This is a genomic window from Vibrio sp. TRT 29B02, assembly GCF_050113655.1.
Taxonomy (GTDB): domain Bacteria; phylum Pseudomonadota; class Gammaproteobacteria; order Enterobacterales; family Vibrionaceae; genus Vibrio.
In genome coordinates this window covers 137,895-154,260 of sequence record NZ_JBNJOJ010000005.1, presented here as the reverse complement: position 1 = coordinate 154,260, position 16,366 = coordinate 137,895, and the positions used below count along the sequence as shown (strand labels likewise).

The 16,366-nt window shown below is 46.3% G+C and carries 14 protein-coding genes; 3 read left to right on the top strand and 11 right to left on the bottom strand.

Features of this window, described 5'->3' with window-relative positions; translation table 11 throughout:
* Nucleotides 1–26: 26 nt before the first annotated feature.
* From ACQEXT_RS05055 to ACQEXT_RS05040, 4 genes are all read right to left on the bottom strand, one after another.
* On the bottom strand, nt 27–785 hold the full coding sequence (locus ACQEXT_RS05055) for a substrate-binding periplasmic protein (protein ID WP_331417422.1): 759 nt from the start codon (nt 783–785) through the stop codon (nt 27–29).
* Nucleotides 786–1,105: 320 nt separating this feature from the next.
* A complete protein-coding gene (locus ACQEXT_RS05050) occupies nt 1,106–1,846 on the bottom strand; it encodes a type 1 glutamine amidotransferase (protein ID WP_426950903.1) in 741 nt (246 codons plus the stop codon).
* Nucleotides 1,847–1,853: 7 nt separating this feature from the next.
* Entirely contained in the window at nt 1,854–3,350 is a 1,497-nt protein-coding gene (locus ACQEXT_RS05045; protein ID WP_138970548.1) for a CoA-acylating methylmalonate-semialdehyde dehydrogenase, read from the bottom strand.
* A gap of 2 nt (nt 3,351–3,352) precedes the next feature.
* On the bottom strand, nt 3,353–4,684 hold the full coding sequence (locus tag ACQEXT_RS05040) for an aspartate aminotransferase family protein (protein ID WP_138970549.1): 1,332 nt from the start codon (nt 4,682–4,684) through the stop codon (nt 3,353–3,355).
* Between the two features lie 244 nt (nt 4,685–4,928).
* On the opposite strand from ACQEXT_RS05040, the gene ACQEXT_RS05035 reads away from it, so the two are divergent.
* Both ACQEXT_RS05035 and ACQEXT_RS05030 read left to right on the top strand, forming a co-directional pair.
* Entirely contained in the window at nt 4,929–5,477 is a 549-nt protein-coding gene (locus tag ACQEXT_RS05035) for a cupin domain-containing protein (protein WP_426950901.1), read from the top strand.
* 15 nt (nt 5,478–5,492) lie between these two features.
* Complete coding sequence (locus tag ACQEXT_RS05030) at nt 5,493–6,980, top strand: aldehyde dehydrogenase (protein ID WP_426950899.1); 1,488 nt, start codon at nt 5,493–5,495, stop codon at nt 6,978–6,980.
* Nucleotides 6,981–7,078: 98 nt separating this feature from the next.
* Here the strand turns inward: ACQEXT_RS05030 and ACQEXT_RS05025 are convergent, their stop codons facing one another.
* The 7 genes from ACQEXT_RS05025 to ACQEXT_RS04995 form a co-directional block, all read right to left on the bottom strand.
* Complete coding sequence (locus ACQEXT_RS05025) at nt 7,079–7,621, bottom strand: cupin domain-containing protein (protein WP_269375074.1); 543 nt, start codon at nt 7,619–7,621, stop codon at nt 7,079–7,081.
* Between the two features lie 128 nt (nt 7,622–7,749).
* Nucleotides 7,750–8,592 (bottom strand): ABC transporter permease subunit, encoded by an 843-nt coding sequence (locus tag ACQEXT_RS05020; RefSeq protein WP_138970553.1) that lies wholly within the window; start codon nt 8,590–8,592, stop codon nt 7,750–7,752.
* Nucleotides 8,592–9,506: a putrescine ABC transporter permease PotH gene (gene potH, locus ACQEXT_RS05015; protein WP_426950897.1), complete on the bottom strand. Its 915-nt coding sequence runs from the start codon at nt 9,504–9,506 to the stop codon at nt 8,592–8,594. Before potH ends, ACQEXT_RS05020 begins: the two co-directional genes overlap by 1 nt.
* A complete protein-coding gene (gene potG / locus ACQEXT_RS05010) occupies nt 9,503–10,645 on the bottom strand; it encodes a putrescine ABC transporter ATP-binding subunit PotG (protein ID WP_426950895.1) in 1,143 nt (380 codons plus the stop codon). The genes potH and potG overlap by 4 nt, the downstream gene beginning before the upstream one ends.
* Nucleotides 10,646–10,693: 48 nt before the next feature.
* A complete protein-coding gene (locus ACQEXT_RS05005) occupies nt 10,694–11,803 on the bottom strand; it encodes an extracellular solute-binding protein (RefSeq protein ID WP_426950894.1) in 1,110 nt (369 codons plus the stop codon).
* 44 nt (nt 11,804–11,847) lie between these two features.
* Nucleotides 11,848–13,197 carry an aspartate aminotransferase family protein gene (locus ACQEXT_RS05000; RefSeq protein ID WP_331427209.1) on the bottom strand — a complete coding sequence of 450 codons (1,350 nt, stop codon included), beginning with the start codon at nt 13,195–13,197 and terminating at the stop codon, nt 11,848–11,850.
* 113 nt (nt 13,198–13,310) lie between these two features.
* Nucleotides 13,311–14,642: a glutamine synthetase family protein gene (locus ACQEXT_RS04995; protein WP_331417415.1), complete on the bottom strand. Its 1,332-nt coding sequence runs from the start codon at nt 14,640–14,642 to the stop codon at nt 13,311–13,313.
* Between the two features lie 320 nt (nt 14,643–14,962).
* On the opposite strand from ACQEXT_RS04995, the gene ACQEXT_RS04990 reads away from it, so the two are divergent.
* On the top strand, nt 14,963–16,357 hold the full coding sequence (locus ACQEXT_RS04990) for a glutamine synthetase family protein (RefSeq protein WP_426950893.1): 1,395 nt from the start codon (nt 14,963–14,965) through the stop codon (nt 16,355–16,357).
* Nucleotides 16,358–16,366 lie beyond the last annotated feature (9 nt).

Genomic DNA, 16,366 nt, shown 5'->3' with positions numbered 1-16,366 from the left:
GGTGCCCTTTTTACTATTTCTCGTAGCTAGTATTTATCAACAATATCTTGATATTGACTACGTCCAGCCGCGTCCTTCTCCTTGAGCATGTCGAGCCCTTTTTGCAATTTTTCGACGATCGCGTCGTCTGTGTCTCGGTTAATTGCGAAATAGACTTCACCTTCACTCACGACATAAACAGGTTCAAACAGATCTGGGTCAACTTTGGCTTGCCTTGTCCACCAATACGCCGCTCGCTCAGCATAGACAAACAGATCGATTCGCTTTTTCATCAACTGTTCCGCCAACACAGTGACGTAGGAGGCTTCTTGCATTGAGTTGCGAGGAATACCAAGTGAAAGCAGGCTCTGTTCTCCGATATCATCACGAATGACACCAATTCGGTAATTGGCCATATCCATCGGCGAATTAATCTTTATATTTGAATCTTTGCGCGCTAGCACCACAACTTTGATATCAAGAATTGGCCCAACCCACTTAAAAAGATTCTCTCGATGTTCAGAGCGCGTGGTTGAGAAAAGGATTGAGTCTTTGTTCGTTAAAACCGTCCGATAAGAGCGCGCCCAAGGTTGTAACGTCACCTGACTAAGTTCTATCGGCTCTCCAACCAGTTCACTTGCGGCCAAAAGAATGTCGATCGAATAACCCGTTACCTGGCCGTCTTTTATGAAATTTGCTGGCGGGTAGGATTCGGTATAGAAAGATATTTCACGTAGATCGTCTTCAGCGAAACTCACACTAAAGAACACAAGATACGCGAAAATAACGCACACCAGTCGTCGCATTGTGAATGCTCCCTATCTTGCCCTTACTAACCTTAAAGTTAGCTTACAGCAGAGCAGTTCTAAAGGGAGAAGGTAAATTATATTAGCCCATTTCGGCTCCCCCCCCTTTTGACGCTAGTACACATCTTGCCAAAACGACGAATCTCATCGAACTGAGGTGTCACTCCGCGCCTGAGCGCAGATTCCCAATAAGTCAGCTCAGAATCAACCAGTTCCAATAGCTTCTTGGAGCAACCAATACCTACAAAGTGTCAGTAAAACAAAAAAACCTACCAACTCCGAAAGTTGATAGGTTTTTAGGTTACGACTAAGACGTAAACTTATAGCACTTTATGCAGCTTATGAGTCCGCTCTGCTTGCTCCGCCATGGTTAGGAACGAATCAATCCAATGGAGAATCAGTGCCGAATCTTGTGGTTGTTCCAGTTGACGCAAAGCTTCATCAGCCTTTTTAGTACCAATGATTTCGCGACGCTTTTCAACCAGCTTGCCAGTGAACTCATTACTAAACTCAGGGTGCCCTTGCACAGTAAAAATGTGGTTGTCTTTCACCAGCATAAAATTAGGACAAAAATCATTACCTGCGATGACCTTAACACCTTTAGGAACTATCACCACTTGGTCCTGATGACTGACCAGCATACGCACGCTATCCATGGATAGGTTCATCCACTTCTTCTGCGCGTTTACATTGACAGGGTAACTACCCAGTCCCCAGCCTTTTTCAGACTTCATCACGGTGCCACCGAGTGCTCTAGCAATAACCTGATGACCAAAACAGATACCGACCAATGGTCGACGAACAGCCTCACATCGTTGAATCCACTCCATGAGACCAAGGATCCAAGCATCATCATCATAAGCATTGTGAACACTACCTGTAATGATAAAACCGTGGCATTCGTCAAGGCACGGCAGCACCCCCTGAGTTGCATCAAAATCAACAAACTCAAACTGATTGTTCACTTCATGGAGAGAAGCGGCAATCATATCGAAGTACTGACCGTAGAGGTCTGACAACGGTGGGGCTACGTGCCCACAAGTAATGATTCCTATCTTCATTGTTCACCTATTTCATGGTTGGCATAACAAATTCACTATCCCTTTGACCTCTAGGCCAACGTGCTGTCACAGTCTTCATACGTGTGTAGAAACGTACGCCATCATTGCCGTGAACGTTGAGTGGTCCAAAGATTGAACGCTTCCAGCCACCAAAACTATGGAACGCCATTGGCACTGGAATTGGAACATTTACACCTACCATGCCAATTTCAATCTGTTCTGTAAAGTTTCTCGCCGTATCGCCATCACGAGTAAAGATCGCTGTCCCGTTTCCAAACTCATGTTGGTTAATCATATTAACGGCATGCTGGTAATCATCGGCTCGCACTACTGAAAGAACGGGACCAAAGATCTCTTCTTTATAGATGGTCATGTCTTCCGTCACGTTGTCAAATAGCGTACCACCGACGAAGTAACCAGGAGAACCGGCATCAAAGTTACGCCCATCAACAACCAGTGTCGCGCCTTGATCTACACCTGACTGAATGTAGTCAACCACTTTATTTTTGTGTGGCTCACTGACCAAAGGACCCATTTCATTTTCAGGTGTTACACCAATACCTGGGCCAACGCGTAGCGCCTCAACCTTCTGTTTAAGTTTTTCGACTAAGCGATCTGCAACCTCATCACCCACCGCTACGGCAACCGAAATTGCCATACAACGTTCACCTGCCGCACCATATGCCGCGCCCATAATCGCGTTTACAGCCTGATCTAAATCAGCATCTGGCATCACAACTAAGTGGTTTTTCGCGCCACCTAGCGCCTGAACGCGTTTACCATTTGCACTACCTTTTGCATAAATCGCTTCAGCAATCGGCGTTGAACCGACAAAACTCACCGCTGCAACATCAGGTGATTCAAGGAGCGCATCAACGACTTCTTTGTCGCCTTGGACAACATTAAATACACCGTCTGGTAGACCTGCCTGTTTGAGAAGATCCGCCAACACCATTGCTGCACTCGGATCTTTTTCTGACGGTTTTAAGATAAAGCTGTTACCGCAAGCCAACGCGACCGGAATCATCCAAAGCGGAACCATAACTGGGAAATTAAAAGGGGTGATACCAACACAAACACCCACTGGCTGCATCATTGAATAACTGTCAATTTCACGACCAACATTAAGTGAGTGTTCACCTTTCAACAGGTGCGGAATACCACATGAGAACTCAACAACTTCGAGACCTCGAGTCAGTTCACCCAGTGCATCGCTGTGCACTTTTCCATGTTCTTGCGTGATCAAGGTCGCCAAGCTATCTGCGTTGTCTTCTAATAGCTGCTTAAACTTAAACATCACTCGCGCACGCTGGAGTGGCGGTGTCGCTTGCCATTCAACCTGTGCCTTTTTCGCTATTTGAACCACCTCTTCAGCTTCTTGGGCTGTAGATAGCTGCACTTGACCACGTCGCTCTCCCGTCGCCGGATTAAAAAGATCCGCGCTACGAGTGCTTTTACTTTCAACTACCGATCCATTTATAAAGTTTGAAACTAAAATCGACATAATTATTCCTTGTATTCAATCGTGCTCAGCACATCACTTAAGATATTAAACAGTTCATCAATATGGTGTTTCTCGATAATCAGTGGTGGCGACAGGGCAATGATATCCCCTGTGACACGAATCAACGCCCCCTTCTCGTAACACGCTTGGAAAACTTGGAACGCTCGCGAACCCGGCTTTCCGGCAATGCTCGATAACTCAATACCAGCAACCAATCCATAGTTTCTCAGGTCAATAACATGCGGTAGCCCTTTTAGGCTATGCACTGCATCTTCCCAGTATTGGGAAAGTTCTGAAGCGCGAGTATATAAACTCTCTTGACGATAGATATTCAGCGTCGCTAATCCCGCTGCGGCAGCCACTGGATGACCTGAATAGGTGTAACCGTGGAACAACTCTATCGCCTGACTCTCTGGGCTTACCATCGCATCGTAGATTTCATCACGAACAAATACTGCGCCCATAGGAATTGCACCATTGGTTAACCCCTTAGCACTGGTGATGATATCTGGAATCACATCGAATTCTTGTGCAGCAAATGGACTACCAAGGCGACCAAAGCCAGTAATTACCTCATCAAAAATGAGTAAGATACCGTGCTGGGTACAGATCTCTCTTAGCTTTTTCAAATAGCCTTTTGGCGGCAAGATAACCCCAGTGGAGCCTGCGATTGGTTCTACGATCACAGCGGCGATATTGCTCGCATCGTGAAGCGTGACAATATTTTGCAAGCTTTCTGCCCAACCCGGATCATATTCTGGCAGGCCACGGCTAAACCCACTGTGTTCAATACTGAGTGTATGAGGAAGATGGTCTACGCCAGTCAGAAGGCTACCGAAGGTTTTGCGGTTATTGACGATTCCCCCCACGGAAATACCACCAAATCCTACCCCGTGATAGCCTCGTTCACGCCCAATCAGTCGCGTTCGCGTCCCTTGACCAATTGTACGTTGGTATGCCAAAGCAATTTTCAATGCGGTATCGACGGATTCCGAGCCTGAGTTAGTAAAAAAGACTTTGCTCAGCCCTGCTGGCGCTATCTCCGCAAGCTCTTCAGCAAACTGAAATGGCAACGGGTGGCCCATCTGGAATGTCGGTGCAAAATCTAGGTTGTGGATTTGCTGACTCACGGCCTCGCTGATCTCTCTGCGTCCATGTCCTGCATTACAACACCATAGCCCTGCTGTACCGTCGAGCACTTTGCGGTTGTCGTCTGTGCGGTAGTACATCCCCTCAGCTGACACCATCATCCGTGGTGATTGTTTAAACTGCGAGTTGGCGGTAAACGGCATCCAAAATGCGTCTAAGTTGTGTGTTTTTGCGAGATCCTGCATGTGCATTTCCTCAATCAATGACTAAGAGTTTGTTGTCTGTGATATCGATCAAGGCGTTTTTTTTAATAAACGCCTAACCATAATGTTAAAACTATGTTATAAAATACTTAACAAAAACGACTATAGCTTGGAAATTTACGCCATGCAATGTTTAAATTTTAAACGTTACGGGTTAAATATGATGAAATAAACATCAAAGCGTGTTTAATTTAATAATCACAGATGTTTTGGGAGGATTCATATCATGGATACAGAAATCGGCACTCGATTTAAAGCTTTACGCGAGAAAGCCGGATTATCTCAACGAGAGTTGGCAAAGCGTGCTGGAGTAACAAATGGCTTCATCTCTCAAATAGAGAGTAACGCGGTCAGCCCATCCGTCGCCTCTTTGAGCAAGTTACTGAGTAAGATACCAACCTCTATGGCGGAGTTTTTCGCTATAGACGATCCACAACCTGAACAGTTTTACACTCGCAAAGAAGAACAACCAGAAATTGGCCAAGGAGAAATTAGTTATCGACAAGTCGGACATTTCCACGGTGATCGTCATATCGGTATGCTGAGAGAAACTCTCAAACCGAATGCTGACACCGGTGAGGAAATGCTCACTCATGAAGGACAAGAGTGTGGTGTCGTTGTTCAAGGCCAACTTGAGCTGACCGTCGATCTCAATACCGTTACCCTCCATGTAGGGGATGGATACTACTTTGATAGCACCCGTCCTCACCGTTTTAGAAACACGGCTGAAGAAGACTGCGTCATCATTAGCGCGAATTCACCAGCAAGCTTTTAAGGATAAGGCAATAATATGGATACTATGTACTGGCAGAACAAGGCAGAGACGATCAAGTTTTCGACTCAGGCGTTTATCAATGGACAGCTACAAGACGCAAAAAGTGGTGAAACATTTGAGATCATCAACCCTGCAACCGGCCGTGTTCTCGCCTCTGTGGCACGATGTGATCAACAGGATGTCGACCTCGCCGTCGCAGTTGCACGCCAAACTTTCGAAAGTCGTGTATGGGCAGGGCTTGCACCAGCGGAAAGAAAGGCCATCCTTTTAAACTATGCTAACGAAATCGACGCTCACCAACAGCAGTTTGCTCTTTTAGAGTCACTGGACATGGGGAAACCAATTGGTGATGCTATCGGTTACGATGCGCCTGCGACAGCTCGCTGTATTGCATGGAATGCAGAAGCCATTGATAAAATTTATGACGAAGTTGCCCCTGTAACAGAAGGCGCGCTCGCTCTCGTGACCAGAGAAGCACTTGGTGTCGTCGCTGCTATTGTTCCTTGGAACTTCCCGACTGTGATGGCCGCATGGAAAATCGGTCCCGCTCTAGCAACGGGCAACTCCGTCATCATTAAGCCTTCAGAGAAATCGCCACTGACGGCGATCTTACTCGCTGAGCTTGCCAAGAAAGCAGGCATCCCTGATGGCGTGTTACAAGTCTTACCAGGCTTTGGACATGAAGCAGGCCAAGCGCTTGCACTGCACAACGATGTCGACTGCATCACCTTTACGGGTTCGACCGCTGTTGGTAAGAAGTTACTTGCATTTGCAGGTCAATCAAACCTTAAACGCGCCTTTATGGAGTGTGGTGGTAAGAGTCCTCATATTGTCAACCACGATGTTAAGAACCTTGCTAAGGCTGCGGCGACTGCCGTTTCTGCCATTTGTTACAACCAAGGGGAAGTATGTACTGCTGGGTCCCGTTTATTGGTTCATTCTTCCATCAAGGATCAATTCATCGAACTGCTGCTCGAAAACGTCAAGAATTGGCAACCAGGCGATCCCCTATCAGAAACGACCCGTGTGGGCGCAATTGTCGATGAATCTCAGTTCAAACGTGTTCTAGAGTATGTCGACATCGGTCAACAAGAGGGGGCGAAATTGATCAGTGGTGGTCAGCCAGTGCGTCAGGAAACGGGGGGCTACTTTATCCAACCAGCGATTTTTACAGAAGTCACTCGTGATATGCGTATTTTCCAAGAAGAAATTTTTGGCCCCGTTTTGTGTGTCTCGACGTTCGACACGATAGAAGAAGCCATTGAGCTCGCCAACGACAGCGATTATGGCCTAGCCGCAGGTATCTGGACTGCCGATATTTCAACCGCTGTACGCTGCTCAAGAGCGCTTCGCGCGGGTACCGTATTCGTCAACAACTGGGATGGCGGTGATATGACAATGCCATTTGGCGGCTATAAACAGAGCGGTAACGGCCGTGACAAATCACTTCATGCACTCGATAAATACACCGAAATGAAGTCGACATGGATAGAGTTGGATTAACGCGAACCGTCTCTAGAATGACAAAGCCTGTGATACCTTTTTCAAGGGTATCACAGGACAATCATGAGGTTCGGTTGAGTAGAAATATAGAAATGGCTTTAGAAAGTGGGTGGCGTAGCCGCACTAATCAGTTCACATTCAACTTTGCCTCGGTTTCTAAAACGATGAGGCTTCTTGGTTTCAAAGTAGTAAGAGTCGCCTGCTTTAAGCAGTTGCGTCTTACTTCCGACAGTTATTTCAATTTCACCACTAATGATTATCCCGCCCTCTTCACCGTCATGCTGCAAGAAGTCCGGTCCAGTATCCGTACCCGGTGGATAAAACTCGCGCAAAATCGCCAGTTTTCGCCCCTCACGCTTGGCCCCAACCAGTAACATCTTAATTGTGCCGTCACCAAGGTCCGCCATTTGCCCGAGTGTAAAAAAGATTTCATCTTTTGCCTCGATTTCTATGGTGAAAAACTCTCCCATTGAGATTGGAATAGCATCGAGAATTTTCTTTAGTGACCCCACAGATGGGTTAACGAGATTTTGCTCAATCTGGGAGATCATTGAGTTGGTGACACCGCTGCGCTTCGCTAACTCTCTTTGAGAAAGCCCGCGCATCGTTCTTATTGTTTTTAGTTGTTTCCCAACATCCATGGCCTATCCTCTGAAAAAGTAATTGCAACACTAATGACACAAATTGACTATCAACGCGCAAAATTAAGCCAACAATTATAAAGAAAGGTGATGTCATAGCAAGCTATACCACACCACCTTGAACAGCACTATTGAGCAGCAAGTTTCATCTCAAGTTGCCGACGTTTTTCTGCTTTCGCCATCACCCACCAAGCGACAAAGGTCGCACACGCTACCGCCAATATGATGAGGGTCGCTAGAGCATTGATTTTCGGGCTGACCCCTAAACGAACGCTAGAGAACACCACCATAGGTAAGGTTGTAGCACTTGGCCCCGAAACAAAACTCGCAATAACTAAATCATCCAATGACAATGTGAATGCCAGTAACCATCCAGCGAGAATTGCTGGTGCGATAGTGGGTAAGGTGATTTGGAAGAAGACTTTCCAAGGCGGCGCCCCAAGATCCATCGCCGCCTCCTCAATCGAGCGATCCACTTCTTGTAGACGAGAGCTGACTACAACGGTGACATAAGCCGTACAAAAAGTCACATGCGCTATCCATATCGTCAACATGCCTCGCTGTGAGAAGATGTCGAACACTTGCCCTAGCGCTATAAAGAGCAATAGCAAGGATAAGCCGGTAATCACCTCTGGCATAACCAGTGGAGCGGTGATCATGAAAGCAAAACCGGTTTCACCTCTGAACTTACCAAATCGGTTTAAGACAAAAGCAGCGATAGTACCAAGCACAACAGCTGCACTGGCTGACAAGAAACCGATCATCAGGCTCAGTTTGACCCCTCCCATCAATAGGTCATCTTCGAGAAGCTCAAAGTACCATTTGATTGAGAAACCTGACCAAACCGTTACCAATCTGTTTTCGTTAAACGAGTAAATAATGAGGATTAGAATCGGTAGGTATAGAAACGTAAGACCTGCCGCGAGTATCGCCCACTTCCATTTGGTTTTATATACAGGAATCGCATCCATTAGTTTGCCTCCAACTCACGTTTCTGATAACGGTGGAACCACAGTATCGGAATCATTAACAGTAACAACATGACAATAGCCACTGCTGACGCCACGGGCCAATCTCGGTTATTGAAAAACTCTTGCCACAAAACTTTACCAATCAATATCGAATCCGGCCCACCAAGGAGCTCAGGGATAACGAACTCACCCACAGCCGGAATAAACACTAACATCGAGCCAGCAATGATCCCCGCACGAGTGAGTGGGACAAGAATGCTAAATAGGGTCGTGTATGGCTTCGCACCTAAATCGCTAGACGCTTCGATCAACGAATAGTCGACGCGCATTAAAGCGGTATAGATAGGCAAAACCATGAAAGGTAGGTAGGTGTAGACAATCCCTATGTAAACGGCAGCATCGGTGTGAAGTATTTTTAATGGCTCATCAATGGCTCCTAACGACAGCAGGACATTGTTAAGCAATCCATTATTTTTGAGGATGCCTATCCACGCATAAACTCGAATCAAGAAACTGGTCCATGACGGTAGAATGATTAGCATCAGTAAGATGTTTCGAGTCGCAGGTGTTGAGTGAACAATCGCCCAAGCGATCGGGAAACCAATCAACAAACATAAAGCGGTCGACACTAGTGCGATGCGAATCGATTCTAGATATGACGAGATATAGAGATCGTCTTCAACAAGATACTGGTAGTTACCAATATTGAGCAGCAACTGTATTTTCTGTTCCGCATAACTCCACAGCTCACTGTATGGCGGGATAGCAATTTGTGCTTCGGCGAAACTGATTTTGAACACAATAAGAAAAGGTAGCAGGAAAAACAGTAACAACCACCCATAGGGAATCGACAGCAATAGACACTTTGGCGTCGGAACCACACGCCAGAAGTTCAATTTGGCATGAGTTTTCATATCTTAAGTACCACGCTACTTTCTAATTCCCAGCATAGGTTGACCCTTTGCTCCCAAGTCGGCATTTCTTTGCGATGACGGCTAGTGTTTTGCAAAGTGGCGGTCACCAATTTACCGCTTTCTAAGCGTACATGGTAAATCGACTGATTGCCCATATAAGCGATATCTTCAACAACACCAGAACAGGAGTTCTCCGCGTTGGATGGTTTGTCGCACAGCATCATCTTCTCGGGGCGTATGGCGATATAAACAGGAATCCCTGGAGCACCAGATACACCGTGTGCAATTCGGATTGGAGAAGGGAGATCCGGTGTAGCAATCGTTGCGCTATCGTTGTTGTTGGTCTCCAAAACACCTTCAAATACGTTAACTGAACCAATGAATCTAGCGGTGTATCTTGAGTTCGGGTGTTCATAAATGGCTTCGGGAGAGCCGATTTGAGCAAACTGACCTTTGTTCATGATGGCAATGCGACTCGCCATCGTCATGGCTTCTTCTTGGTCATGAGTCACCATGACACATGTCACGCCGACGCTCTCAAGAATATCCACAACCTCAAGCTGCATTTTTTCTCTGAGGTTTTTGTCCAATGCACCCATTGGTTCATCAAGAAGTAGTAACTTAGGTTTCTTCGCTAGGCTTCTCGCCAAGGCCACCCTTTGTTTCTGTCCACCAGATAGCTGATGTGGCTTACGATTGGCATAGTCTGTCATCCTCACCAACTCAAGCATATGTTTTACTGTCGCGTCGATCTCTTTGCTTGGCATGCCATCTTGCTTTAGCCCGTAAGCTATATTTTTGGCTACCGTCATATGGGGAAATAGAGCGTATGATTGAAACATCATGTTGACTGGACGACGGTACGGCGGGACATTCGCTAAGTCTTCACCATCGAGTATAATTTGCCCTTCCGTAGGCTGTTCGAAACCCGCTAGCATTCTAAGTAGTGTTGATTTACCGCAACCCGAGGCACCTAATAAGGCAAACAACTCACCTTGGTTGATGGTCAGGTCGACATTATCTACCGCAACATGGCCATCAAAGTTCTTGGTCAAACCTCGTATTTCTAACAAGGGTTTAGGCGGTTTAGATTTTGTATGGCTATGCACTAGCTCGGTTTCAATAGACATCACACTCATATCTTTCTCCCTACAGCGGCGAGCACCCGAAAGTGCCCGCCTTACAACTTAGTTTTTAATAAAGTCAGTCCACGCACGTGTAATAGTTCGTGAAACCTTATGCGGCAGCATTTTCGAGCTGTACAACTTCTCTTGTGCCTCTGGCGTAGGGTAGATACCCGGATCGTCTAGTATCTCCTGTTCGATAAACTCACGAGACGGGACATTTGGATTCGCATACCAAACGTAGTTACTAATTTCTGCAATAACTTCAGGACGCAGCAGGAAGTTGATGAACAAATGTGCATTTTCTGGATGTTTCGCTTCTTTAGGAATCGCCATCAAATCGAACCAAGCAAGCGCACCTTCTTTTGGAATTGAGTAAGAAATTTCGACTCCATTGTCCGCTTCTGCCGCACGATCTGCCGCTTGAAGAACATCGCCAGACCAACCGATAGCGACACAGATATCGCCATTTGCTAAGTCATTGATGTATTGAGATGAGTGGAAATATGTGACGTAAGGACGAATGTCTTTCAACAATGCGAGTGCATCATTCTTGTAGTCATCCGCATTAGTACTGTTTGGATCTTTACCTAAATAGTTAAGTGCCGCCGCCATAATTTCGGTTGGCGCATTCAAGAAGCCCACACCACACTGAGCTAGCTTCTCCATATTTTCAGGCTTAAACACCAACTCCCAACTGTCGACAGGGGCGTTCTCACCAAGTGCTGCTTGTACTTTTTCTACGTTGTAACCGATACCTGTGGTACCCCATAGGTAAGGAATCGCGTACTCGTTGTTCGGATCAACCGTATCAGCCAGAATCGACATCAACTTAGGATCTAGATTTTTGTAGTTACTCAGCTTGCTTTTATCCAGCTTCTGAAATGCACCCGCTTTAGCTTGACGTCCAAGGAAGTCATTACTCGGCACGACAAGATCAAATCCTGTGTTGCCTGAGAGAATTTTCGCTTCCAACACTTCGTTAGAGTCGAAAACGTCGTAAACCACCTTAATACCAGTCTCTTGTTCAAACTTGGCAATCGTGTCTTCCGCGATATAATCTGACCAGTTATAAACGTTAAGAACTTTCTCTTCGCCAGCGTGCACTAATGCCGGTGCAGTAACCATTGCTGCTCCCAGCGCCATGCCGATATATGATTTTAGTTTAACCATTTGGATCTCCGTTCCTCTTGCTTGTTGCTCGTGTACGTGACCGACTAAGACTTGACGTCCGCCAATGTGTTATCTAAAGCTTGTTTCGCTTTAGTGACCAGTTGATCGATTTCATCCTTGCTAATGATAAGTGGTGGCGAACAGATCATTGTGTCTCCCACCGCTCGTAAAACGACGCCTGAATTAAAGCAGTGCTCACGACAGCGAGTACCGACTTCTAGCTCTTTATCAAAACGCTGATTGGTCTCTTTATCCGCTACCAATTCGATAGCACCAACCAGCCCCTTGCAGCGGGCTTCTGCCACCAATGGATGCTGTGCAAGCTCGCTCCAACGCTGAGCAAAGTATGGGGCGGTCTCTTCTCGAACCTGGTTGACGACATTAAGGCGTTGCATCTCTTTGATGTTGGCAATCGCTACCGCACACGCTGCTGGGTGTCCGGAATAAGTAAAGCCATGGGCAAATTCCGTATCAGCATCGGTGAGAACTTTAGCGACGTGGTCACGGACCATCACACCACCTAGAGGCAGATAGCCTGAAGTAATACCTTTAGCCATACACATCAAATCAGGTTTGATATTGAAGGTCTGGCTGGCAAACCATTCACCTGTGCGTCCAAAGCCACATATGACTTCATCGACGATCAATAGGATTTCGTATTTGTCACAAATACGTTGAATTTCTGGCCAATAGCTATCTGGCGGGATAATCACGCCACCCGCACCCTGAATCGGTTCGGCAATAAAGGCAGCAACATTATCTTCACCTAACTCAAGAATTTTGGCTTCCAATTGGCGAGCACGCTCTAGACCAAACTCGTTAGCATCTTGCCCCTGACCTTCACCAAAGTGATAAGGCTGATCGATATGAACGATATTGGGTAGTGGCAAACCACCTTGCGCATGCATAAACTTCATACCACCCAAACTCGCACCTGCCATGGTGCTTCCATGGTAAGCATTGTTTCGGCTGATCACAGTTTGTTTGCTGGCTTTGCCTTTGCTTGCCCAGTAGTGCCTTACCATGCGCAGTACGGTGTCATTACACTCAGAGCCAGAACCCGTGAAGAAAACGTGGTTCATTCCTTCTGGCGTGATTTCAGCCAGTAATGTTGATAATTCTACCGCCGGTGGATGAGTAGTTTGGAAGAACAGATTGTAATAAGGCAGCTCCTTGAGCTGCGCCGTTGCAGCATCAATGAGTGGTTGACTGCTGTAGCCAAGGTTTACACACCAAAGCCCAGCCATACCATCAAGAATTTTGTTACCGTCCTCATCGTAAATGTAAACGCCCTCAGCTTTAGTAATGACGCGAGAACCTTTTGCATTTAATGACTTAAAGTTAGTAAAAGGGTGCAAACAATGTGCACTGTCTTGCTCAATCCATGTAGACATAGTTAACTCTCATCTTTTTCAGATATCGAAATAAACTCGGTAAACTGACCACAAACTAGCTCACCTTGTCTCAAGTCATCTGGCTAATAATGCCAAGTGACTCGAGTCATGATTTACACGTTCAATAATAGGAACTCACGCTCCCATGAACTGATCACTTGGAAAAACGTTTTGTATTCTTTGCGCTTAATGGCGACATAAGCCGCTACAAAACGATCGCCTAAAATTTCACGAAGCTCATCACTCTGCTCCAATAACACCAGTGAATCTTCCAGCGTATGTGGCAGAGAATAGGGTTGAGTTGTCATATCACCTGTACATTCCGGCGTTGGTGTGAGCTTCTCTTTCATGCCCAAATAACCACAAGCGAGGGTGAGTGCCATCGCCAAATATGGATTAGCATCAGCTCCCGCATAGCGGTTCTCGATTCGACGAGAATTTCTATCTGAAATAGGTACTCGCAATCCAACGGTGCGGTTGTCCACCCCCCAAGCCACGTTGGTAGGCGCAGATTCACCAAATACCAAACGGCGGTAGGAGTTCACATTCGGCGCAAAAAACGAAATAGCGGCAGGCGTGTATTTCTGCATACCAGCGATATAGTTCATGAAGAGTTCACTGTTAGAGCCATCATCATTCGCAAACAGGTTCTGACCGTTGTCATCCACTAGACTCTGGTGAATATGCATCGCACTACCTGGCTCATTTTCCATTGGTTTTGCCATAAAGGTCGCATACACATCATGTTTTAATGCCGCTTCACGTACCGTACGCTTAAACAAAAACACTTGGTCAGCTCTATCAAGTGGCTCACCATGGTCAAAGTTGAGTTCCATTTGCGCGGCACCAGATTCGTGCACCAGGGTGTCAACATCCAACTCCTGTACTTCACAATAGTCGTACATATCTTCAAAAATTGGATCGAACTCGTTTACCGCATCAATACTGAACGACTGACGCGCGGTTTCTGGACGACCGTTACGACCAATTGGCGGTTCAAGTGGGTAGTCCCAGTCGAGGTTTTTCTTAACGAGGAAGAACTCCAACTCTGGTGCAACGATAGGATTCCATCCCTCTTTCTTGTAGAGATCTAAAACGCGTCTTAGAACGGCACGAGGCGAGATATCTACTGGATCACCACCCACGGTGTAACAGTCGTGGATGACTTGAGCTGTGGGCTCTTTAGTCCAAGGAACAAAACGAATCGTATCCGGATCCGGTTCTAGCAGCATGTCTTTCTCAGTCAGGTCAATCATGCTTTCATCATCAGGCCAGTCACCGGTTACCGTTTGGAAAAAAACCGCTTCGGGAAGGCGCATTCCTCCCTCTCGAAGAAACTTTTTGGCGGGCATGATCTTACCTCGCGCATTACCAGTAATATCAGGTATGAGGCATTCCACCTCAGTAATCCTATTACTCTCAATCCATTTCGTTATCTTTTCCATGATTTATTCACCTATTGTTTGGCGACAATTTTGTCCGCGACTGGGAATAGAATTGACCTTGAATTGGTCAAATGTCAACCATGAATGTTAATTATTTTGATAATTTGATACTTATATTTTACAAATAATTAACAAGAGTGTTGTGTTTTACTAAACGTTGTGTAAGGGTAATACCGTGCGTTGGATGTTTTTTCATCACTATTAAGTAGGAATGTTATCGACGAAATATGGCTAACGTGTTACCGAACACGCTAAGGAAAGTAAGGACGCACTTGCCTATTCCCATAAGCGGTAATCAACTGAAAGGAAGCGAATTAACAATGAACGAGCTAGTCAAACAAACCATTGCGACCAATCACGATGCCTGCTCAGTTTCCAGCAATGCTGACGCCATCGTGCAATTCATCCGCGAAAACTCCAACGTCACCACCGTCGATTTAATGCTGTTTGATATTAACGGTGTCATCCGCGGTAAAAGAGTGAATGCCTCACAACTGGATAAAATTGCCGAGCAAGGCATATGCTTACCCGCTTCTGTTTTCGCCCTCGATATATGTGGCGAAACCGTCGAAGAAACAGGGCTAGGATTTGAGCAAGGTGATGGAGACAGACTCTGCATGCTGGTTGACAGTTCATTGCAACTGACGCCTTGGCTTGAGAACAGTGCTCAAGCCATTGTTACCATGTATGAGCCCGACAGCCAGCAGCCCTTTTTCGCCGATCCTCGTCACGTCCTTCAGGGGCAATTAGACAAATTCACTCAACGTGGCTTAACCCCGTGCGTCGCGATAGAACTTGAGTTCTATCTGCAAGACGTTAAGCCCGATGCAGACGGACAACCACAGCCACCTATCATGCCACTCAGTGGTGAGCGAATGACGCAAACTCAAGTCTATTCACTTGATGAGCTTGATGAATTTAAGGCATTTCTTGACGAAGTCTTAGCGACATGTGAAATACAAAATATTCCAACAGACAATATCACCGCCGAATATGCTCCAGGCCAGTTCGAAGTTAACTTGCGCCACTGCGAGGATGTGCTTTTAGCCTGTGACCAAGCAATGCTGTTGAAAAGAGTCATACGCGCCGTTGCAAAAAAACACGGATTCTATGCCAACTTCATGGCTAAACCCTACACAGAGCACGCAGGTAACGGCTGCCACGTCCACGTTAGTCTGCTCGATCGCGACGGAGAAAATATCTTCGCTGACGATCAGAATACCCTACTTCACGCCATTGCAGGCATTCTCGACCATATGGATGAAAGCATGGCGGTCTTGGCTCCAAACGCTAACTCTTATCGACGCTTGCAACCGAATATGTTTGTCCCACTCCAAATGACTTGGGGATGGGATAATCGTACCGTCGCAGTTCGTGTTCCCGCCGGTGAAAATAGTAATCGTCGGATTGAACATCGACTTGCAGGTGCTGATGTTAACCCATACTTAACGACCGCTGTCATTCTCGCTTCTATGTTAGATGGCATTGAAAAGCAGCAACTTCCACCAGCACCTATTGAAGGTGATGCCACACTTGTCGACGCACCAACGGTTCCGACCTCTTGGCAAGCGGCACTCGAACTGTTCGACCAGAGTCTGTTCTTGAAAGAGCAACTTGGAGAACAGTTCTGCAAAATCTATTTGGCAAACAAGCAACATGAGCAGGAGCATTTTTCCGCTCAGGTATCGCCACTCGAGTACCAATGGTACAAGTAAGTTCAACTT